The following is a 20,255-nucleotide window of genomic DNA, read 5'->3' as shown; positions in this document are numbered from 1 at the left end:
AGGGACAAAAACGCCGGGAGCGTTTTTGAACAACGCAAAGCGTTGGCCCGGGAACGGGCGCACCTCAGGGATGAGGTGCGTAATTGCCCGTGCTGAGCGGGCAGGGATGCCATCTTTTGCGCCTTTGCGGAAGGCATATGCCCCCTGAGCATGTGCTCAGACTGCCAGAAAGCGTCAACATCCCCCCTGAGCCAGCGATCATCATTGCTCCAGAAGCACACTCAAAACCCGACATCCCCACGGCCCCAGCATCAGCGTTCCCCCTACACCCGAGCCATCGATTAAATCCCTTAACCCGGCAGGCAACGATAACTGCTGCGCCTGCCCCGTAAAGTTCTGCACAAACAGAAAAGCCTTCTCACCATCAGTACGGCGTTGTACCACCACGCCTGGCGGCAGCTCAGTCGCCAGCGCACGCGGCAATCCCAGCTGCTTAATCAGCGCACCATAAAAATCCCGATGGAACGGCAGATCATTACGCGACGCGATATACCAGGCTTTACCCTCACCGACCCGATTCACCGTCACCGCAGGGGTTCCGGCATAAAAATCACTCTTGTAACTGGCCAGCGCCATGGCCCCTTCCAGATGAATATGCTCGCAAAGCTCCCGCGCCTGATATGGCCCACTCAGACCCAGCTCATTGCCGCGCATCCCGCGCACGCCGTTACACTCCCCATCGGTCAGACTGTCGATCTCTTCTGACCAGATGCCAAGCAGCGGCCGCAGCGGACCCGGGAATCCTCCCAGATAACAGAGATCGCTCTCATTCACGATGCCGCTCCAGTAGCTGGCCACGAAATGCCCGCCCCGCTCAACATGCGCTTCTGCTCGCGCGGCAAAACCGTCGCGCACCATATAGAGCATCGGTGCTATCACCAGATCGTAACCGCTGAGATCGCTATCGCCGTTAATCACATCTACCGCAACGCCCTGTTCCCAGAAAGCACGGTAGTGCTCGTTTACCGTACGCTCATAATGCAGACCCAGATTGCGTGGACCCTGCGCATTATCCATCGCCCAGCGACTCTCCCAGTCGAAAATAATCGCAACGCGCGCCTCAACCCGACTGCCCATCACCGGCGTCATCGCTGCCAGCATCCGGCCCAGCTCACTCACTTCACGCCCGGTTCGCGTATCAATATGACCGACATGATCGACCACCGCACCGTGAAACTTCTCGACCGACCCCCGACTCTTGCGCCACTGGAAATACTGCACCGCGTCCGCACCATGCGCCACCGCCTGCAGTGATGACAGAATATGCATTCCCGGCTTCTTTAACTTGCTGGTCGGCTGCCAGTTCGTCGCGCCCGGCGTCGACTCCATCAGCACAAACGGCTTGCCCTGCTTCAGGGTGCGCATCAAATCGTGATACATCGCGGTATAACAGGCGAGCGTGGTCTCATCCTTCTCGTTGTGCCACATCGGGTAGCTGTCCCACGAGATAAAATCGAGCGCCGAAGCCAGCTTCCAGTAATCGTAGTCGTAGAAATACTCCATGAAATTGGTGGTGGCAGGCAGATCGGGATTCGCCTGCTTCAGCGGTTTAATCTCCTCACGACAGAAGTCCGTCACCTGATCGGTCATAAAACGCCGCCAGTCCAGATTCAGACCATGAATCGACATCTCACCCTGTGGCGCAGGCGACACAATCTGTGACCAGTCGCTGTAGGTGTGACTCCAGAAATCGCTCCACCAGGCGAAATTCAGCTTCTCCAGCGTCTCATAGCGGCGCTGCAGCCAGCCGCGAAACGCCTCCTGACAGCGATCGCAGTGACACTCGCCGCCATACTCATTGGAAATATGCCAGCCGATCACCGCCGGATGCTGCGCATAGCGCGCCGCCAGCCGGCTGTTCATCGCCTGCACTTTCTGGCGATAGACCGGCGAGGTCATACAGTGATTATGACGGCCGCCATGCAGGGCCGGCACGCGATCGCGCCCCACGCGTAGCACCTCCGGATATGCCTGCGACATCCAGGCCGGACGTGCCCCGCTCGGGGTAGCAAGAAACACGGAAATCCCCTGCAGCCACAGCGTATCGATCACCTCATCCAGCCAGCCGAACTCATAGTGCCCCTCTTCCGGCTCCAGCTTCGCCCAGCTGAAAATACCCACCGACATAACGTTACAGTTCGCCTGCTTCATCATGGCTACGTCGTCATCAATAATGCCCGGCTGGTGCGCCCACTGTTCCGGATTGTAGTCAGCACCATGCAGCAGCCGGTTAACCCGGGCGCTGAGCGGGGGAAATTTATTCATACCTGTTCCTCAGAGGAAGACATCAGCGTTAACGCTAATAGTTAATGTAAAACCTGTAGCGAAGGCAGCGCCTTGCCGTGACAGTCAAACAGCGCCTGGTTCTCGCGGGCGTTACCCTGTTTCCATTCGTCGTGGATATAATTCATGCCGGCGGGTGTGGCCCAGGTATTGCCGGGCGCGGGGATCCACGCCGGTTCCCAGTAGACCACGCCCTTACCGCGATGGTCCGGCACCGCCAGCACTGCTTTAATCAGGTCATGCAGATAGGCCGCCTGGCCCTGGACCGTGCCGGGATAGCCGCCCGCTTTTTCCTCTTTCGCCTGGAAACTGTTCTCGGCGTTGTCACAATTTTCCAGCGTGTAGCCGTAGGCCGCTTCCACCACCATTACATCCTTGCCATAGCGCCGGGAGATATCATCCATGTTGGCTTTCAGGGCGCTGATGGGACCGTTCCAGTAGGTGTACATCGACAGGCCAATCACATCGAACGGCACATCGCGCTTAACGATTTCATCGAACCACCAGCGGAACGTGTCGTTTTTCGTGCCCTCAGCCAGATGCAGCATGATCTTCACCTGATGCGGATCGCTGAGGTTTTCGCGCAGCCCGCTGATGCCCGCTTTCAGCAGACCGGCAAGGCGATCAAACTCGCCGCCGTTCTGGCCCCAGCTCTTGCCTTCTGGCCAGAGCATGCCGCCGTTAAGCTCATTACCAATCTGCACGATATCCGGCATCACGCCTTCCGCTTTAAAGCGGGCGATAGTGTCGCGCGTATAGTCATGCACCTGCGTTTCCAGCTGTGGAAAGGTCAGCGACTGCCAGGCTTTAGGTTTGAACTGCTTGCCGGGATCGGTCCAGAAATCGCTGTAATGAATATCCAGCAGCAGCTTCAGTCCCGCCACTTTTACGCGCTTCGCCAGCGCCAGTGTGGTCGCCAGGTCATTGCCGCCACCGCCGTAGGTGTGACCGCTGCCGTCGGTGGGATCGACCCACAGCCGCAGCCGGATGGTATTGATACCGCTGGCTTTCAGAATGGCGATGGCATCCTGCTGCTGGTTATCCGCGTTGTAGAATTTCGCGCCCTGCTTCTCCAGCTCCGCCAGCGAAGAGATATCCGCGCCTTTGATAAAATCGGCTGGCCATGGCCCGGCAGAGGCGATGACAGGCCGATCGGCGGCGAGCAGCGGTGTCGCCCAGGCCAGCGCCAGGGCGAGAATCAATGTTTTTGGCGTCATGATTTATCCTTTAGTACTGCCTGAGGCCAGGCCGGAAACGAAGTACTTCTGCAGGGCCAGATAGAACACCGCCACCGGCACGGCGATCAGCACGGCACCCGCCGCATAAGTGGTGTAGCTGGCGCCCATTTTTTGCGACACCAGGTTATAAAGGCCAATCGGCAGCGTGAACTGCTCCGGCGTGCGCAGGATGGTGCTGGAAAGAATGAAATCGCCCAGCGGCCCGGTGAAGGAGAAGAGCGCGACGACGGCCAGAATCGGCTTCGACAGCGGCATGATGATTTCAACGAAAATGCGGAAGTTACCCGCCCCGTCCATGCGCGCCGACTCATCCAGATCTTTGGGAATCGAGTCGAGATAGCCCTTCATCAGATAGGTGTTCATCGGGATCATCCCGCCGACGTAGATCAGCACCAGCGCAAGATGGCTGTTGATTAACCCCAGTAGCTGCGACAGCACGAAAATCGCGATCAGCGCCGAAAACTGCGGGATCATCTGCAACAGCAGAAACAGCATCAGGCCGTTCTGCCGTCCCTTAAACCGGAATCGGGAAAAGGCGTAGGCGGTACAGCTGACGCTGATGAGCGTCAGCACCATGGTCAGGAAACTGATTTTCATCGAGTTCCAGTACCACGTCATATAAGGCACCGTACCGTTGAACAGGTCGCGGTAATGCTGCAGCGACGCATTCTCCGGAATGATCGAGCTGCTGAGCAGGCTGTTGCCTGCATTCAGTGATGCCCCTACCGTCCAGACCAGCGGATAGATAATGATGGTCGAGACGGCCAGCACTACCAGCCAGGTCAGCGACAGGCGTATCCACCTTTCGCGTTTAATACTGCCGGACTTCGCCATAACTGCTCCCTTACGCCATCTCATCTTGTTTAAACGACCGGGTCGCGCGGAACTGCCACAGCGCCAGACCTACCACGAATATCGACAGCAGAATGGTGATGGTGGCCGCGATAGCGTATTGCGACGACGACATGGTGAGCTTGTAGATCCACGACACCAGGATATCGGTTCCTCCGGCATTCGATCCCGCCACGGCAGGACCGCCGTTGTTAAACAGATAGATGATGTTGAAATTATTAAAGTTGAAGGTGTATTGCGTGATGATGATCGGTGCAATGGCGTAGAGCACCAGCGGCAGCGTGATGGTTTTCAGCCGCGTCCAGGCGCTGGCGCCATCCATGATTGCCGCCTCATACAGGTCGTCCGGGATCGCCTGCAGCACGCCAGTAGTCATCGCGAAGACAAACGGGAAGCCGAGCCAGGTCTGCATCATGATCAGCGCCGTTTTGGTCCAGAACGGATCGGTCATCCAGGCTTTCGGCGCAATGCCAAAGAAGTCGAGAATCGCGTTGTTGATCACCCCAAAGCTGTCGTTGAACATCCCGGCAAACACCAGAATGGTCACAAAGCCCGGCACCGCCCACGGCAGGATAAAGATGGTGCGGATCAGCGGCTTAAAGCGCAGGTCTTTCTGATTCACCAGAATTGCCAGCATCACGCCCACCGTGCACTGCAGCGTGGTTGCCAGCAGCGTCCAGACCACGGTCCATTGCAGCACGTCAAAGAACGTGGAGCGCCAGATCGACAGCGTGAAAATGTTGATGAAGTTTTTGAACCCCACCCAGTCCACCAGCTTCGCCGGAGGCGTGTGATAAAGGTTGTAGTTGGTGAAGGCGATGGCAAAACCAAACAGAATCGGAAACACCACCACGAAAACCAGCAGAATAAAGCCTGGCGAAATCATCAGGTAGGGGAAGCCGTCGCGCAGCAGCAGCTGATACTGCTGGCGCACGCTGTTAAGCGGTTGCCCCCTGTCGCGCTTAACGCCATTGACCCAGGCATCGCGCACCGACAATCCCCAGACCGCCACGCCGAAGGCGGCGATCAGCACGCTGATAATTCCCTCCGCCAGCAGGAAAATGGAGTTATCGCGCGGCACCGATTCACCCAGCGTGTATAGCCCCCAGAATCCTACACGCAGAAAATCGTGGAAGATGCCGGTAAAACTGCTGAGCAGAATCAGAAAGCACAGGCCTTTCGCCCACTGGCGGTGATAAAACTGGCCGAAGCCAGGCAGCAGTGCCAGCAACGCACCGGTCGTCGCATGACGACGCGGACGCTTAGCGGTTACCAGATGTTCATCGGAAGATATAGCCACACTCTGATCCTTATCCTGTACGGTTATCCCGTGAACCGGCATTACTGGTTGCTGGCCTGCATCGCTTCAATCTGCATGGTGATCTGTTCCACCGCGTTATCCAGCGCCGCTTTTGGCTCCTGCTTGCCGGAAACGCTCAGCTCCAGCGCCGCATTGGCCGGACCCCACACTTCCTGCATCTCTGGCACACCCGGCATGGCTGAGGCTCGCGCCGCCTGCACCGCGACCGCGTTGGCTTTCTCATCATCTTTAATAATCGGATCGTTCATCAGCGCAGTAACCGGTGGGATCTCCTGAGTTTTCTGATAACGCGCTTTCACGTATTGCGGCTGGTTGATAAAGGTGAGGAACTTCTGCGCCAGCGCCTGATCTTTACTCCAGGTCGATACCACATAGCCTTTCACGCCCAGGAAGGAGCTCATCGGCTTGCCGTTTGGCAGCAGCGGCAGGGGCGCTACGCCGTAGTTGATCCCGGCCGCCTGATAAGGCTGGAACGCCCAGGGCCCGTTGATCACCGCCGCCGCTTTCTTCTCGGTAAACAGCGAGTCGATAGCGTTAAGACCGTTGTCGCCCATGATGCCGCCCGGCAGCAATCCTTCGCTGAAGAAGCGCTTAAGGTATGTCACCGCCTCCACGCTGCCTGGGGTGTTCAGCCCGATATCCTGAGTGTTAATCCCGCCTTTTGCGTCTTTACCAAAAATGTAAGACCCCATTGGTGCCATCACGCCCCAGCTGTAGTAAATCTGGTCGAACTTCGCCAGCAGGCCATACTTTTTTGCCTCGCGCTGCTTCTGCGAGAACGCGCGATACTCATCCAGGGTTTTCAGCGGCGCGGGAAGCAGATCTTTGTTGTAGATCAGCACCAGGCTTTCAACCGCCTTAGGCACGCCGTAGACCACGTTATTCTGTGTGAACGCGGCCATTGCCGAAGGCGTATAAGCACTCTGCTCTGCCGCATCGATTTTCAGCGGAGCCAGCAAGCCCTGCACCACCGCACTGCCGAGCTGGTCGTTGGGGATCACCAGCACATCCGGGCCGATACCTGCCGGACCATCCAGACGCAGCTTCTCAATCTGCTGCGCAAACGGCATCTCCTGCACTTTCACTTCAACGCCGTACTGTTTCTGAAAATCGGCGATCGCCGTTTTGATGCCGTCCGATTTTTTAATGTCTTCCCAGACGGTGAGTTGCTGAGCGGCCCAGACGGATTGATTAAGCATCATGGCTGACAGAAGTAGCGTAACGCTGATTTTGATTTTCATTACCGGCCTCGTGTGAAGGTATGACATTTTAACTGTCATTTGCTGTTGTTCTTTTTTCAGACACATGCTGAACAGGGTTCATCGGTCATATAAAACGTGAATAACGTATCGCATTTGCGCCATACGCTACGCGGAATACGTAACGTGCTCCAGCCCGTTCACACCAATGTGTGATCGGTATTACAGAAATCAAAAACAGCGATAGGGCGTGCCCTGACGGAACGTTATAGTCAACGCAGGCACCATCAGGGCTGACGTGGAAAATGGCCAACTGTTATACGTATTACATTTCAGCCACCAAACTCCTTGCCATGAGGTTCAGCATGTCCAGCATCAGATTGAGAAATGTCACCAAACGCTTTGGTAAAACAGAAACGCTGAAAAATATCGCACTTGATATTGAAGCTGGTGAGTTTGCAGTATTCGTCGGTCCATCAGGCTGTGGAAAATCCACGCTATTGCGGCTGATTGCCGGGCTGGAAGAGATCAGTGACGGTGAGATTCTGATTGGCGATGAGGTGATGAATGATGTGGCACCTTCGCACCGGGGCGTGGCGATGGTGTTCCAGAGTTATGCACTCTATCCCCATATGACGGTGGCGGAGAATATCGGCTACGGCCTGAAGGTCAACGGGCTGCCCAAGGCGCAGATTCAGCATCAGGTGGAGATGGTGGCGAAGACGCTGCAGCTGGCGCACCTGCTGGATCGCAAACCTAAACAGCTTTCCGGCGGACAGCGTCAGCGTGTCGCCATTGGTCGCGCCATCGTGCGTAATCCCCGGGTATTTATGTTTGATGAGCCATTATCGAACCTGGATGCAGAGTTGCGCGTCGATATGCGTCTGCACATCGCTAAGCTTCATCAGGAGCTGAAAACCACCATGGTTTATGTGACGCACGATCAGACGGAAGCGATGACGCTGGCTGATAAGATTGTGGTGATGAACTACGGCAAGGTAGAGCAGGTCGGTTCGCCGATGGAACTCTATTACAATCCAATCAACCGATTTGTCGCGGGCTTTATCGGCTCCCCGAAGATGAACTTCCTGCCCGCGTGCGTGGAGCAGTGTAGCCCTGGCGGGCTGGTCGCCCTGATCAACGACGGCGAACACCGGCTGCAACTCCCCTCGCCCATCCGCCCGTTGCAGCCAGGAGATGAGATCACCCTGGGTATCCGACCGGAACAGTTGCAGATCAACGGCGATGCGCCTCTGAATATCGACTTCCACTGCAAAGTCGTTGAGCGACTCGGCAATAATACGTATCTTTTTGGTCAGAGCCATGGCCACGACGGCTTCAAGATGCTGCTGCCGGGCGATGTGCATTTCCGCCCTTATCAGACGCTGCGGCCCAGCTTCCACCCGCATCACTGCATGGTATTTGACGCCGACGGCGCACGTATCAGCGCAGATATTGCGATGCCGCAGGTGCGCGCGGCCTGAAGTGAGTGTCTGGAGGAATTTAACAAGAGGCCGGAAACGGCCTCACACTGCTGACAAACTTAAATAAGGCTGAATCTGACAGCAACTAATAACTTATTTGCGCAGGGAACACGGGCAGAATAGGAAAGCGTCCCGCGCCATGGACGGCGCGGGCCGAGCGGCCAGGGATTGGCTCAAGCGACTTTCCGATCTGACCGTGTTCCCTTCGCAGGCTCCGTCTTACCGCTAACCAAGCTTATCGGCTTATTTACCGAGAATATTGTTAACTGCTTTCAGGTGACCAGCCTTGTCTTTATGATTTGAAATCACCTGGATAACGGTGAATTTCTTGTTGGCGACCGCCAGCAGAGTAGCCTGCTGCACATCGTTGCCACCCATCTTGTCAGTAGCTTCAATATGATAGACCGGCAGACCATTGGCGTTTTCGGTCTTCTCACTAATCACCGTGTAAGAAGGTGAAGCCTGCTTCTGCTTGTCTTTGATCGACTTCATGCCGTTGAGAAAATCAGCGTCACTGGCACCACGGGCAATCACCGGGATCTCTTCTTCGCCAACAATCAACACACGTTTTTCCTGCTTGTTCACATACATAGTACCTGGTCCGCCGCCCGGAACAGGCTGCTTTTCATAGCCCTGCAGAGTGAAAGTCTGTTTGCCATCCAGCAGAGAGAGCGTCTGAGTCTGCGGATTTGCGGCTTGTGCTGTTTTCGCTTCGGCTGCCGATGCAATCATCGGAGCGCTGCAAAGAGCAGCAGTCAGGCAGACTGCAGCCATAATGTTTAATGATTGACGTAATTTCACCGTGAACTCCTTCGTGTAGTGGATATTTCCATTTCACAGACACCACATCGGGTGTCGGTGAGGCAGAGGCGTTATCGAGTCAGGTCGTAAATACAGATCCCTGAGCCGAGCAGTAACAGAATAATCGGCCAGTAGAGAACGGGGATAAAAAAGAAGTTGTGGGTTTTTTCAGGGGCCATCATCGGCTCGCTTTTCGTCGCCGTAGCGATGGAGTCCAGCCATTTTTCCTGCCGGAGCGCCCAGACGAAAACCGCACAAAAAAGAGCGGCAACGATGAGCGTCGCGCCTGTCGCCCATAAATGCGCCAGGAAGAAACCGTCGTAGTAATAAAAATCCAGCACCCATTTACACAGCAGATAGGCGGCACAAATTAATAATGCGACAAAAAATCCGACTCCGCTCCATGCGATCATCTTTATATCCTTTAAATGGGTGAGGAACGAGGAATGATTTTCTGAAAATTAACATATTTTTATCATTGTGGCGATATTTTCTTTGGTGTTAATATTGGCTTTGTTCCAATCGGGCTGCCATGCCAGCTTCATAATAAAACACCTGAAGCTGCCAGGGTTATTTCCCAATGATTTGCTTATCCTGAATTACGTACTTAGCACGCTAATATTGTCCCCAGGGTGCGGCAGGGCTATTTGTTTCGTAACGATATTATATTGGCGCGAATGAATTGCGACGGTAGCATGACTGTTTTTAAAATTCGTCTCTGCGGCTCCGGCGGGCATTGAGCAGTAATTTAATTGCTGTAATCCGCCAGTAATAGGCTCGGGGTCGCCAGATTTTTGCACAGGGTAGTGAGGAAAACATGAAACAACCGATTGAAAATATTGAAAACATCAATACTGCTAAAGCGTACAGTGCGAAGTGGCAGGCCCGCTTTGATTTTTTTGACCGTTATGGTGCTCCCAGTACACCCGCTTTCAGACAGGCATTAAAACAACTTCCTTTCAGGCAAAAATTGAGAGTGAACATGAATTTAATTGCCTTCCTGTTCGGCCCGATTTATCTGTTTGTACTCGGCCTGTGGAAGAAAAACATCTCGCTGATTTTAATTATGGTGGCTGTTTATACTGTATTAATCATCGGCTTAGCGATTGCGGGCATAGAATTCCCACGGTATCTCCAGGTCGGTCTGGGTTATGGATTTAATGCCCTGTACGGCATGAGCACGAATTACAGTTATTACCTGAAAGAGAGAAAAGGCGATAACGGCTGGAATCCTTTTAAAGGGATGCGCTGGTAATTTTTTCAGCGCAACTGGCAAAATAGTAAATCCGGTATAGCGTCAGCAGACAGGCAGCTTTTTTAACTTCATGGTGGAGGCTGACCGAAATAAATAATGAATATTAACTCAAATTATTGCTGTCGCGGCAGAACAAAAGGGTGCCGTCAGCAGAATAATCTGCTGGTAACCTGACAAGCCCATGAAATATTTTTCTGCGCTTTCAGGAACAGGTGCTGACTGGCTTAGCGCACTTTGCATTAATTATCATATCGCTGAAGCTCGCAAACATGTCCCGCAAAGTGTAGCCGGGTCAAGGGCATTCTTTTAAGAATTTCCTTAAAAAGCAGCTTCCCCTTTCACTGACATATGGGATGTTATTATTTTGAAATCATTAACGGAATTGAAAAAGGGTTATCTCAAGGTATTTCTCTGGCTGCTGTTCACACTGTTTCTGGTCCCCGTGATCACCCTGGTTTTTGCTGAATATGGCAACTCGCAACTCGACCAGCAGTACACCCAGTTATTCATGAACGATGCGCAGGAGCAACATCAGGATACCCGCAAACTGCAGGCATTTTTGCAGCAGAATCCGCCGTCCAGCGTCTGTGGTCCGGTCGATGAAAATCTGCAGGATTACAAAAACGCCGTCTGCGCACCGCAATCTGAGCTGTGGCAGTTTTATATGATGGATAAAGTGGCCATCTGGACCTTGATCGGCAGCGGGGTCGTCCTGCTGATGGTATTGCTGTTCAGCGCGCTGGCCTTTAAAAGCCGCCGGGGACAGGTCATCAGTCTGGCGCTGGCCCGTAAATTCCTGATGCTGGCCTGTTCTCTGGAAGTCATAGTTCAGGGCGCCATGCTGGTCTGGCTGTCGTTCTGGGGTACTGCTTTCTTCACGCAAACCTACTATCCAAAGCTGGTGATGGCGGTCGGCCTGCTGGTGCTGGCCGGCATGTATTACATGATCAAAGGCATCTTCAAAAAACTTCCGCCGGAAGAGAGTATTGAAGGCGAAGTCGTGACCCGCGAAGCCGCTCCGGCACTCTGGTCACAGATTGATATGCTGGCCGCCAGAGTCGGCACCACACCACCCGATCATATCGTTGCGGGCATCGACACCAACTTCTACGTGACGGAAGCCCCACTGAGTGTAAACGGACACCCGCTCAGCGGTCGAAAGCTCTATGTCAGTATTCCACTGCTGCGTCAGCTCACCGTGGCGCAGGCGGATGGTGTGATGGTTCATGAGCTGACACACCTTCACGAAGGCGACACCGCCTCTGGCGCATTGCTGGGACCGAAGCTACATCGCTTTGACCTCTATATGCAGCTGATGGGTCAGAACCTGGCTACGCTGATCGTCTACTACCCGCTCTATCTCTATCGCATGCTGTTTGAGCTGGCGTGGCAGCGCAACAGCCGTGAACGTGAGTTTGTGGCGGACCGTAATGCCTCAACCCTGGTCTCCCCGGCCGCGATTATCGAATCGCTGATCAAAGTGTCGGCCTATGCAAGCTATCGCAGCGAAGTTGAACGTAACTTCTTTAATGACCGGACGCTGCACGAAAACGAACTGGGCATCAGCAAAGCTATCGCTGCCGGTCTGCCAGCGCATGTCGCCACTCCGGACTTTATCAGCATTGTCCGCGAACAGAATGTGCCGCATCCGTTTGATTCCCACCCTCCGCTGGCAGAAAGGATGCGCAACGTCGGCTACAACATCGACGAAGCCGACTATGCCATGGTCGCCGCCGATTTCCCGGACGAGAGCTGGGTCGATCTGATGCCGGTTGCCAATGAGATCGAACAGCAGCTGTGGCAGAAATATGAACGCGACTTCTCCTCGGTGCATGAGGAGAGCCTGGCCTGGCGCTATCAGCCTGAAGGAGAGATGGAAACCGCGCTGGTACTGAAGCATTTCCCCAATGTGCCTTACACGCTGAAAGATGGCTCGCAGATTGTCATCACCTGGCAGGGCATCTTGTCGCCGAAAACCGGCGAACTGCTGGATTGGGATAACGTTAAAAACATCAACGTCATTCGTAATTTCGGCCGGGATAAGCTCTACGTGCAGCATGAGCAGCCGAACACTAAGGGCAAAAAGCGCAGTGAGATTCCCTTGCCGGGCCTGAAGAAGGAGATTGAAGCCTTCAAGAATATCCTCGGCCTGTACTGGCATCGTCATCAGACGGTCCGGGCATTACTGAAAGAAGAAGCAGCGGCAGCGGCGCAAAGCGCCTGACGCACAGCGCATCATCTATTCAGAATTTGTATTTCTGACTCAACAAATAAAGGAGCTATTGTGTTTAAAAGAGCAAGCAGGGCCATATTACCCGGGATGCTGGTAACCGCCCTCGTACTGCCACTGGCCGCATGCGACAACAGTGATAAAGCGGATGCAAAACCGGCTCCGCAGAGCCAGCCGCAGGCCGTTGCAGAGGATACAACTGCGCAACTCACCACTAAACTGAACGCCTATGTGGGATGTTTTAACACCACCGATGGATCGGTCCGTGACAGTGCTCTGCGCTATGTAAGCTGGATTGCGAATGTTGAAAAGGGCCCCACCGGCAAGGAGCGCAGTGTCAACCTGCTGGGGGATGTCACGCCTTACGAACTGGATAAATGTACTAAAGCTATCAATGAGGCATCAAAGGCCAGCCCAAAAATGCCGGCGCTGGATGAGGCAGCCACACAGTATCTGGCGGATTTATCGGCACTGCAGCCGCTGGTTTCAGAGGCACACCTCTACTACAGTCAGGATGATTACAAGGATGATGGCTTCGCGAAAGGCAAGCAGATGCATCAACCGCTCATGCAGGCCTTTGACCGCTTTATGAAATCCAGCGACCAGTTCGGTGCCGAAGTTGAGAAAGAGAACAATGCCCTCACCGCTGCGCAGCTCGTTGAAATTGAAAAGTCTGAGGGCCGCCATAGTCGCTACTATCGCCTGGCATTAGTCACTCAGGCTAAACAGCTGGCGACCGTGCTTACCGCGTCCGCGCCCGATGTGGCGGAGATGACAAAATCGATTGATGCTTACAGTGCGCTGCTGGCTGAGGCAGGAAAGGCAACGGCCAGCGAAGCGGGCAAGCCATTAACCTGGTCCATCTTCCAGGAGAATGCAGGAACCTTCCTGAAAGACTGCAAAGATCGCATGCGTCGGGTCCGCGATAAAACGCCTTACAGCACAGGTGAGCAGAGTCTGCTGAAAGGAAGCGGTAATACGGGCTGGATGGTATCGGGTTCACCGATGCGCGTTTTAAAGTCCTATAACGAACTGGTCGAGGCCAGTAACCGCCTGTAAGCTGGCTGCCCGCCCCCATGAGATTCCGGGGCGGGCTGGCACAGTCTGTTAGCCTGCTAATCCCAGTGGCAAAGCCCTTGCAGCCATTCTGCAACTCGACTGGGCGGGCGAACATCTGCCCGACAAAACCGAAGCCAGCCGTCTGCAGCCTTTGCGCTGCAGCTACTATTTTCTCAAAGAGAGCCTGGATCAGGGTTACGTTCCCGCCAGTGTGCCACCGGGGCACGTGCTGATTGCTAACCTGCCGCCACTGGCAGACAACGACGTCAGCACCTATAAATTCGGCTGGGACGTGGGAGACAGTCTGGCGCTTCAGCGCAGCTGGGAGAAAATCGACCCGGTCCGGCGTGCGCAGTTTAAGGCCGTCTCTGGCACACGCAACGTCATCGTCGGTGGTCAGACACGTCGTGAGAACACCACCCGCGTCAATGACAGCATCCTGCAAACCCTGACTGATCTCTCTGAACTGGATCGACTGCCCTGTCTGATGACCCTTGAGCCCGCACATGGCACGCCCGGGTTGATGGCATATATCCGGCAGCATCCCTTCATCAACGAACTACACTGGCAGTCCGCCGTGGTCAGCGCGATCAATGTCGCGGCGACCCGCCTGTCGCGCCTGATTCTGAACCCGGAAGGCGTGATCCATGTGCGGCTGAACCCTGATCTCGCCCTGCTATCACTTACCGCAACACCCTCGTCAGATTTGCAGGTAGAGACGCATCAGGAAGGTCGTAACCTCTGTCTGCAATGTTCACAGGGTATGCCGTTACTGCAGGGTCTGGATCGGCTCGGGGCGTTGTCACTGACGGGCGTAAAAGCGATCGATCTGGCACCTGTAGTGGAACGTTTTCCCTGTCTGACTGAGCTGCGTTTCTGGGGAACCCCGGCGTGGTCAGCCATATGCAGAGTATTGCTGCACTGCCACAGTTGCGGATGCTGACCCTCTCCAACATTTTTGGCTTTAGCGCGGTCGACTTTCCGCGTCCCGGACAGTTGCCGAATCTCTCCAGCCTGTGGATGACCAGCGTCCCGTCTGATTTGGTGAGTTATGTCAGAATCGCTTATAAGCAGGCGACAACGCTGGGGCTGGACCTCTCGTTGAGTAAGGCCCGCAAGCTGGAGTGGCTGACTGAAAACCTGCATAATCCGCTCCGCGACTGGGATGGTCGCGAACATATTTCTGCCACGCATGCCCGAAAAGCGGCGCTGGCTTACAAAAACCTGCGGACTGCGACACAGAATATTACCAGCAACATGGATGTGGCAGCCCTGTTGACGGCCGCCGTAACCGCCTACATCGAAGCCTTTAATCTCATCGACCGGCGTTCGAAGGCGATCGAGACCGTGGAACGTGAAGAGATTTACAGTGTGTTGTTCGATGTCCTGAATCCGCTGGAGCAGAAGCTGGGCGAACAAGGCGCTTCACTTGTGGATCAGTCGCGTCTTTACCAGCTGTTCGACCAGATACGCGGATTCTGAGGTATAGGTCTTCTACGGCCGGGTCACGAAGCCCCTTCCTTACCCGGCCTTTTGCGCATACCTTTCAGCAGTGCCTGCGTCACATCAGAAGCCTTTCCGGAGAGCGAACAAACCAGTCCGAACTCGCGGTGTATCGCAGGGGTTATCGGCACGACAGACAGGCCGCGCCTTTCTGCCGGCAGGGCTGATTCGGGAACCAGCGCAACACCCATGTTCTCACGTACCAGCATGCAGGCGCTGATCCAGTCGCGAACTTTTATGCGCACGTCGGAGAGCTGGAGCCCCGCCTGTTCGATCAGGCTTTTGCCATTCACCACGCACCCGCCTGTTGCCAGCACAAAGGGCTGGTCTGCCAGTTCCTGCAATGTTATCCCGTTCGCGCCAGACTGCGGGTAGCTGACTGGCATCACCGCGACCCATGCGTCCCGGCCTAATATCACATCTGCACGTCCGGGCGCGGGATTCATCACCACTCCCAGCTCAACGGTGTCTGCTGCGAGCCACTCCTCAACTTCCTCGTCTGTTCCTTCAAGCACCACAACCTCGATGCCCGGATAGAGACGCCTGACGTTCCGCAACAGGCCAGGCAGAAGTGTGGAGGTCACAGAGGGAAAGCTGGCAAGCCTGATACGCCCGCCCTGTAACCCCCGACTCTCATCAGCAAGCTCACGGATCGCATTGAGCTGCACCAGCATTGTTCGCGCATGTTCAATCACCTGTTCACCCAGCGCGGTGACACTGATGTGCCGACGCTCACGCACAAACACCGGGAACCCGAGTGACGACTCCAGCTGGGCAATCGCCTGGCTGGCAGCGGACTGGGTCATGCCTGTCGCTTCAGCGGCACGTGAGATGTTTCGGACGTCGGCCACGGCCACCATCAGGCGCCAGTGCACAAGATTCATCATCTTTATCAGTAGCTCGGCTAATAGTTGACTTATGAATCATTAATTTTACAGCAGCATTCAGGTTAAACATAGTATGTCGGGGAACAGCACTCATTCTTAACGGAGAACCGATGAAACTTTACTACGCCCCGTCTACCTGCTCGCTTTCACCTCACATCGTGCTGCGCGAGCTGGCACTGGAGTTTGAACTGATCAGAGTCAATAACAGGAGCAAACTCACCGCTGACGGTCGCGATTTTCGCCTCATTAATCCTAAAGGCTATGTCGCTGCGCTGGAGCTGGATGATGGTCAGATACTGACTGAAGGGCCTGCGATTGTGCAGTATCTTGCCGATCTGATGCCACAAAGCGGGCTGGCACCACCAGCAGGAAGCTGGGAGCGGGTTCGGCTGCAGGAGTGGCTTAACTTCATCAGCAGCGAAATCCACGCGGGGTCCGCGCTCTTGTTCAATACGACACTTCCAGACGCTGTTCTGGCAATCTTTCGTGAGAAGCTCTTTAAACGATTCGACTATTTGCAGGAGGTGCTGACGGATAAAACGTATCTGATGGGGGAGTCATTCAGCGTTGCCGATACTTACCTTTTTACCGTACTGGGCTGGTGCAAGTACTTCAATATTGAACTCGATCGCTGGTCTGCGCTGGTGGCTTACAGGGCAGCGATCAATACGCGCCCTGCTGTTCAGGCAGCCTTACTGGCAGAGACGTTACAATAAATCCGGCATCGTTTTCGCCATAATGGGATACATAGCAGGTCTGATCTGCTCAGATGCTTACATCTTGCCTACAGGGCGCCTGATAGACAAAGCGGACACTGACATCCGGCTTTGCCGGCTAACGGAGCAGACCTTAATCAAACGGAACCCTCTTTTTCAATGACCAGCACGCGGGCGACACCTTGCGGACGCGCAATATGTTCTGTCCCTTCGCTGGCATAGAAAATATCACCTGTGTTGAGTGTCCTGCTTTTGATCTCACCGTTTTCTTTGTATTGCATCTCAACACAACCATCCATGACAGCAAAAACCTCCTGTCCGTCATTGATGTGCCATTTATAGGGCTGATCGGTCCAGTGAAGTTTCACGCTGATATTGTCGAAGCTGGCAATGTGTTGAGCATCCCAGGCTTTAGAGCCGGTAAATGCTTTACTGCGATAAAAGTTCATCTTTTCTCTCTCACAAACGTGATTTAACGTCATGAATAGCAGAGAGCGTTGATGGGTTCTACACGCTTGCCATATTTTGTCCTGATTTGTCCCTGGGTTGTCCGTTTGATGGCAAAGCTGGGAGGTGGGATCAGAGAACGAGGGCGGGAAATCGGGTGCGGTTTAAATCAGGGTGTTTCGAAGTCTGAACCTTTTTCTTTATCAGATGACTGCCAGATGATCTCTGTGTGTGGCTAAGGCTCTCTTACGGAAGATCCCAGACCTAAGACGGAGCCGACGTCCGCTTCGTGCCAGAAGCAGACGTTGGCAGTTCAATCCTCACAGGCATCCTGACGGAGGAGACGCATGCGGCACACGTCCAGAATTTCGTCAGCAAGAGCGGAATTATCCGGGCAGGCTCGGGATAGTACCAGGGCACCGACAAGATGCGCTATGGTATCTATCAGGTCTGTGCGCGTTTCATATTCATTTTCTAAAACTGCCAACTGACGTTCAATTCCGGCGGCAAACGTCTCCCTGATTGATTCAGACTGCCGGGCTGTATCGGCACCCAATGCCGACATCACGCAGCCTTTTCCCCTATCATCGCGATGCGGTCGGGAGAGGTAGTATTCAATAAATCTTTCCCGGTCCACACCTGCCGTGCTTTCTGCTGAACGCGTGAAACCGCAGTTCATTGACTCCGCCATCAGGTCAGCCTTAGAGCCAAAGTGTTTGTAGAAACCGCCGTGGGTTAACCCTGCCGCTGACATCAGTTCTGCAACGCCTACGCCGTCAAAACCGCGTTCACGAAAAAGTTCTGAAGCCGTTTCAACAATGCGTGTCCGGTTTTCCCGAACCTGCTCTTTTGACACTTTCATGCTTTGCTACACCTCTCAAAAATAGGGGCTAAGTATACATTGATGATGATCATAATCAAAAAATTTGACTTTATAGATTATGATCATCATCATTAATTTGACCTTTTACCTACCACTTAGCTAGAGAATAATCATGACGATATTGTTTCAACCTTATGATCTCGGCCCAATAACACTTGCCAATCATATCGTGATGGCACCGCTGACGCGTAACCGGGCCGGAGCCGGTCTGGTACCCAGCGAACTGGCGGCGACCTACTATGCCCAGCGCGCCACAGCAGGCTTGTTGATTACTGAAGCCACGCAGATCTCCGCCCAGGCGCAGGGCTATCAGGATACGCCGGGTATCTATACACAGGCTCAAATTGATGGCTGGCGCAAAGTAACGGATGCGGTGCATGCAAAAGGTGGGCGCATATTTGTACAGTTATGGCACGTAGGACGAGTTTCGCATGTCGATTTACAACCGGGCGGCGCTGCGCCGGTCGCCCCGTCCGCTATCCGTGCCATGACCAAGACCTTTGTGAACAATGGTTTTACGGACGTCTCTGAACCACGTGCGCTTGAGCTGCAGGAAATACCGGGGATTATCGACGATTTCAGAAAAGCTGCCGCCAATGCCATTGCCGCCGGCTTTGACGGCGTTGAGATCCACGGTGCAAATGGTTATCTGCTGGAACAATTCCTGAAAGATGGCGCAAACCAGCGTAATGATGAATACGGCGGCTCTGTCGAAAATCGTGCGCGCTTGCTGCTGGAAGTCACGGCGGCAGTAAAGGATGAGATTGGCGCAGAACGCACTGGCGTACGCATTTCACCAGTTTCACCAGCTAATGCGATTTCGTGCAGTGATCCGCAGCCACAATATGACTACCTCGCTGAACAACTCAATGCATTAGGTATTGTGTACCTCCATGTGGTTGAAGGTGCTACGGGCGGCCCGCGAGATGTATCACCGTTCGATTACGACGCACTACGCCAGCGCTTTAAAAACACCTGGATCGGCAACAATGGCTATGACCTGGCGCTGGCGTCCACTCAACTTGCGCAAGGCAAAGCCGAACTGTTCGCGTTCGGTCGCCCGTTCATCTCCAATCCAGATCTGGTCGAAAGGCTGAAGACGGGCGCACCTCTGGTCCCAATCAATCCTGAAACACTCTATGGCGGTGGTGCCCAAGGCTACACCGATTATCCGTCGCTTGCCGAGAGCAGCAAGTAGATCTGTGGTGTCACGGTTCTACTTATATCGCGCAGTGCGAATTCTGTTCACACATCATAAAAGAAGATCGACATGACTAAAGTTTCAGTTCTCATTACAGGTGCCTCCACGGGTATTGGTGCTGGCTACGCAGAACGGTTTGCCCGCCGGGGTCACGACCTTGTTCTGGTTGCACGTGACAAAGCGAAGTTAGAGATACTGGCCGAGCGTCTGCAACAGGAAAATGACATTTCTGTCGACGTTCTGCCTGCCGACCTCACGAAAACGAGTGATCTAGCGCTGGTTGAAGCTCGCCTGCGTGAAGACACACAGATTGGCATTCTTATCAATAACGCGGGTATCGCGCAGTCAGATAGTTTTGCAGAGCAAACGCCTGAATCCATAGAAAGTCTCATCGCACTCAACGTCACTGCCCTGACAAGGCTTGCCAGTGCCGTGACGCCGCGGTTTGTGCAGGCGGGTGAAGGGTCAATCGTCAACATTGGTTCGGTAGTAGGCCTGGCCCCGGAATTTGCCATGACAGTGTACGGCGCAACCAAAGCCTTTGTTCTTTTCCTGTCTCAGGGAATGAATGTAGAGCTGTCATCTAAAGGCATATATATTCAAGCTGTGCTCCCTGCCGGCACTTACACGGAAATTTGGGACCGTGCGGGTATCGATATCAGTAACGCGGCACAATTCATGAAAGTTGGCGAGTTAGTGGATGCCGCACTGGTTGGCTTTGATCGCCGTGAGCTTGTCACAATCCCACCACTACAGATGGCTGAACGCTGGGACACTCTCGATACCTCGCGTCAGACTCTGCTTTCTGACATCAAACAAGATGAAGTTGCTGAACGATATAAAGCACTTTAGTCAATCAGGTACGCTCAGCAGAACGCCCTTTGGGCTGTTCTGCT

At 54.2% G+C, this 20,255-nt stretch carries 19 protein-coding genes; 9 read left to right on the top strand and 10 right to left on the bottom strand.

Annotation, left to right across the window (positions count from 1 at the left end):
- Nucleotides 1-201 precede the first annotated feature (201 nt).
- The 5 genes from IBT54_RS02525 to IBT54_RS02505 are packed head-to-tail and all read right to left on the bottom strand — an operon-like array spanning nt 202 to nt 6,935.
- On the bottom strand, nt 202-2,265 hold the full coding sequence (locus IBT54_RS02525; RefSeq protein ID WP_201251505.1) for a beta-galactosidase: 2,064 nt from the start codon (nt 2,263-2,265) through the stop codon (nt 202-204).
- A gap of 41 nt (nt 2,266-2,306) precedes the next feature.
- Complete coding sequence (locus IBT54_RS02520; protein ID WP_201251504.1) at nt 2,307-3,500, bottom strand: glycosyl hydrolase 53 family protein; 1,194 nt, start codon at nt 3,498-3,500, stop codon at nt 2,307-2,309.
- A 3-nt stretch (nt 3,501-3,503) separates the two neighbouring features.
- Nucleotides 3,504-4,355 (bottom strand): sugar ABC transporter permease, encoded by an 852-nt coding sequence (locus IBT54_RS02515; RefSeq protein WP_003851665.1) that lies wholly within the window; start codon nt 4,353-4,355, stop codon nt 3,504-3,506.
- Between the two features lie 10 nt (nt 4,356-4,365).
- Nucleotides 4,366-5,715 carry a carbohydrate ABC transporter permease gene (locus IBT54_RS02510; RefSeq protein WP_236262801.1) on the bottom strand — a complete coding sequence of 450 codons (1,350 nt, stop codon included), beginning with the start codon at nt 5,713-5,715 and terminating at the stop codon, nt 4,366-4,368.
- The gene (locus IBT54_RS02505) at nt 5,715-6,935 is read right to left on the bottom strand and encodes an extracellular solute-binding protein (RefSeq protein WP_201251502.1); all 1,221 of its coding nucleotides are present in this window, start codon (nt 6,933-6,935) and stop codon (nt 5,715-5,717) included. The genes IBT54_RS02510 and IBT54_RS02505 overlap by 1 nt, the downstream gene beginning before the upstream one ends.
- Before the next feature lie 263 nt (nt 6,936-7,198).
- On the opposite strand from IBT54_RS02505, the gene IBT54_RS02500 reads away from it, so the two are divergent.
- Nucleotides 7,199-8,377, top strand: a complete 1,179-nt coding sequence (locus IBT54_RS02500; protein ID WP_370585058.1) for an ABC transporter ATP-binding protein — start codon at nt 7,199-7,201, stop codon at nt 8,375-8,377.
- A 243-nt stretch (nt 8,378-8,620) separates the two neighbouring features.
- On the opposite strand, the gene IBT54_RS02495 is transcribed toward IBT54_RS02500, so the two are convergent.
- Nucleotides 8,621-9,178 (bottom strand): hypothetical protein, encoded by a 558-nt coding sequence (locus IBT54_RS02495; RefSeq protein WP_201251500.1) that lies wholly within the window; start codon nt 9,176-9,178, stop codon nt 8,621-8,623.
- A gap of 71 nt (nt 9,179-9,249) precedes the next feature.
- Entirely contained in the window at nt 9,250-9,591 is a 342-nt protein-coding gene (locus IBT54_RS02490) for a hypothetical protein (RefSeq protein ID WP_013196080.1), read from the bottom strand.
- 404 nt (nt 9,592-9,995) lie between these two features.
- On the opposite strand from IBT54_RS02490, the gene IBT54_RS02485 reads away from it, so the two are divergent.
- From IBT54_RS02485 to IBT54_RS25110, 5 genes are all read left to right on the top strand, one after another.
- Nucleotides 9,996-10,433, top strand: coding sequence for a DUF2628 domain-containing protein (locus IBT54_RS02485; RefSeq protein WP_201251499.1), 438 nt, complete (start codon nt 9,996-9,998; stop codon nt 10,431-10,433).
- Between the two features lie 346 nt (nt 10,434-10,779).
- Complete coding sequence (locus IBT54_RS02480) at nt 10,780-12,657, top strand: M48 family metallopeptidase (RefSeq protein ID WP_201251521.1); 1,878 nt, start codon at nt 10,780-10,782, stop codon at nt 12,655-12,657.
- A 60-nt stretch (nt 12,658-12,717) separates the two neighbouring features.
- Nucleotides 12,718-13,722 (top strand): YiiG family protein, encoded by a 1,005-nt coding sequence (locus tag IBT54_RS02475; protein WP_257010037.1) that lies wholly within the window; start codon nt 12,718-12,720, stop codon nt 13,720-13,722.
- Between the two features lie 151 nt (nt 13,723-13,873).
- Nucleotides 13,874-14,665 carry a hypothetical protein gene (locus IBT54_RS25115; RefSeq protein ID WP_236262796.1) on the top strand — a complete coding sequence of 264 codons (792 nt, stop codon included), beginning with the start codon at nt 13,874-13,876 and terminating at the stop codon, nt 14,663-14,665.
- On the top strand, nt 14,626-15,204 hold the full coding sequence (locus IBT54_RS25110; protein ID WP_236262794.1) for a hypothetical protein: 579 nt from the start codon (nt 14,626-14,628) through the stop codon (nt 15,202-15,204). Before IBT54_RS25115 ends, IBT54_RS25110 begins: the two co-directional genes overlap by 40 nt.
- 23 nt (nt 15,205-15,227) lie before the next feature.
- Here the strand turns inward: IBT54_RS25110 and IBT54_RS02465 are convergent, their stop codons facing one another.
- Entirely contained in the window at nt 15,228-16,112 is an 885-nt protein-coding gene (locus tag IBT54_RS02465) for a LysR family transcriptional regulator (RefSeq protein WP_201251498.1), read from the bottom strand.
- Between the two features lie 110 nt (nt 16,113-16,222).
- Between IBT54_RS02465 and gstA the strand changes: the two genes are divergently transcribed.
- Entirely contained in the window at nt 16,223-16,828 is a 606-nt protein-coding gene (gene gstA / locus IBT54_RS02460; RefSeq protein ID WP_147788946.1) for a glutathione transferase GstA, read from the top strand.
- 137 nt (nt 16,829-16,965) lie between these two features.
- Here the strand turns inward: gstA and IBT54_RS02455 are convergent, their stop codons facing one another.
- Nucleotides 16,966-17,277 (bottom strand): cupin, encoded by a 312-nt coding sequence (locus IBT54_RS02455; protein WP_095708028.1) that lies wholly within the window; start codon nt 17,275-17,277, stop codon nt 16,966-16,968.
- Between the two features lie 311 nt (nt 17,278-17,588).
- Nucleotides 17,589-18,137, bottom strand: a complete 549-nt coding sequence (locus IBT54_RS02450) for a TetR/AcrR family transcriptional regulator (protein ID WP_201251497.1) — start codon at nt 18,135-18,137, stop codon at nt 17,589-17,591.
- A gap of 133 nt (nt 18,138-18,270) precedes the next feature.
- On the opposite strand from IBT54_RS02450, the gene IBT54_RS02445 reads away from it, so the two are divergent.
- Nucleotides 18,271-19,356, top strand: coding sequence for an alkene reductase (locus tag IBT54_RS02445; protein WP_201251496.1), 1,086 nt, complete (start codon nt 18,271-18,273; stop codon nt 19,354-19,356).
- Between the two features lie 72 nt (nt 19,357-19,428).
- Nucleotides 19,429-20,211 carry an SDR family oxidoreductase gene (locus IBT54_RS02440; RefSeq protein WP_201251495.1) on the top strand — a complete coding sequence of 261 codons (783 nt, stop codon included), beginning with the start codon at nt 19,429-19,431 and terminating at the stop codon, nt 20,209-20,211.
- Nucleotides 20,212-20,255: the final 44 nt, after the last annotated feature.

The organism is Pantoea sp. S62 (assembly GCF_016658625.1).
Taxonomy (GTDB): domain Bacteria; phylum Pseudomonadota; class Gammaproteobacteria; order Enterobacterales; family Enterobacteriaceae; genus Pantoea; species Pantoea vagans.
The sequence above is the reverse complement of the archived record's forward strand: the minus strand, read 5'-3'. Positions and strand labels throughout refer to the sequence as shown.

Bases quoted from the DNA above. Each gene is read 5' to 3' on its own strand.
- IBT54_RS02525 (WP_201251505.1), bottom strand. From the start codon at position 2,265: ATGAATAAATTTCCCCCGCTCAGCGCCCGGGTTAACCGGCTGCTGCAT.
- IBT54_RS02520 (WP_201251504.1), bottom strand. From the start codon at position 3,500: ATGACGCCAAAAACATTGATTCTCGCCCTGGCGCTGGCCTGGGCGACA.
- IBT54_RS02515 (WP_003851665.1), bottom strand. From the start codon at position 4,355: ATGGCGAAGTCCGGCAGTATTAAACGCGAAAGGTGGATACGCCTGTCG.
- IBT54_RS02510 (WP_236262801.1), bottom strand. From the start codon at position 5,715: ATGCCGGTTCACGGGATAACCGTACAGGATAAGGATCAGAGTGTGGCT.
- IBT54_RS02505 (WP_201251502.1), bottom strand. From the start codon at position 6,935: ATGAAAATCAAAATCAGCGTTACGCTACTTCTGTCAGCCATGATGCTT.
- IBT54_RS02500 (WP_370585058.1), top strand. From the start codon at position 7,199: ATGGCCAACTGTTATACGTATTACATTTCAGCCACCAAACTCCTTGCC.
- IBT54_RS02490 (WP_013196080.1), bottom strand. From the start codon at position 9,591: ATGATCGCATGGAGCGGAGTCGGATTTTTTGTCGCATTATTAATTTGT.
- IBT54_RS02485 (WP_201251499.1), top strand. From the start codon at position 9,996: ATGAAACAACCGATTGAAAATATTGAAAACATCAATACTGCTAAAGCG.
- IBT54_RS25110 (WP_236262794.1), top strand. From the start codon at position 14,626: ATGCAGAGTATTGCTGCACTGCCACAGTTGCGGATGCTGACCCTCTCC.
- IBT54_RS02465 (WP_201251498.1), bottom strand. From the start codon at position 16,112: ATGATGAATCTTGTGCACTGGCGCCTGATGGTGGCCGTGGCCGACGTC.
- gstA (WP_147788946.1), top strand. From the start codon at position 16,223: ATGAAACTTTACTACGCCCCGTCTACCTGCTCGCTTTCACCTCACATC.
- IBT54_RS02455 (WP_095708028.1), bottom strand. From the start codon at position 17,277: ATGAACTTTTATCGCAGTAAAGCATTTACCGGCTCTAAAGCCTGGGAT.
- IBT54_RS02450 (WP_201251497.1), bottom strand. From the start codon at position 18,137: ATGAAAGTGTCAAAAGAGCAGGTTCGGGAAAACCGGACACGCATTGTT.
- IBT54_RS02445 (WP_201251496.1), top strand. From the start codon at position 18,271: ATGACGATATTGTTTCAACCTTATGATCTCGGCCCAATAACACTTGCC.
- IBT54_RS02440 (WP_201251495.1), top strand. From the start codon at position 19,429: ATGACTAAAGTTTCAGTTCTCATTACAGGTGCCTCCACGGGTATTGGT.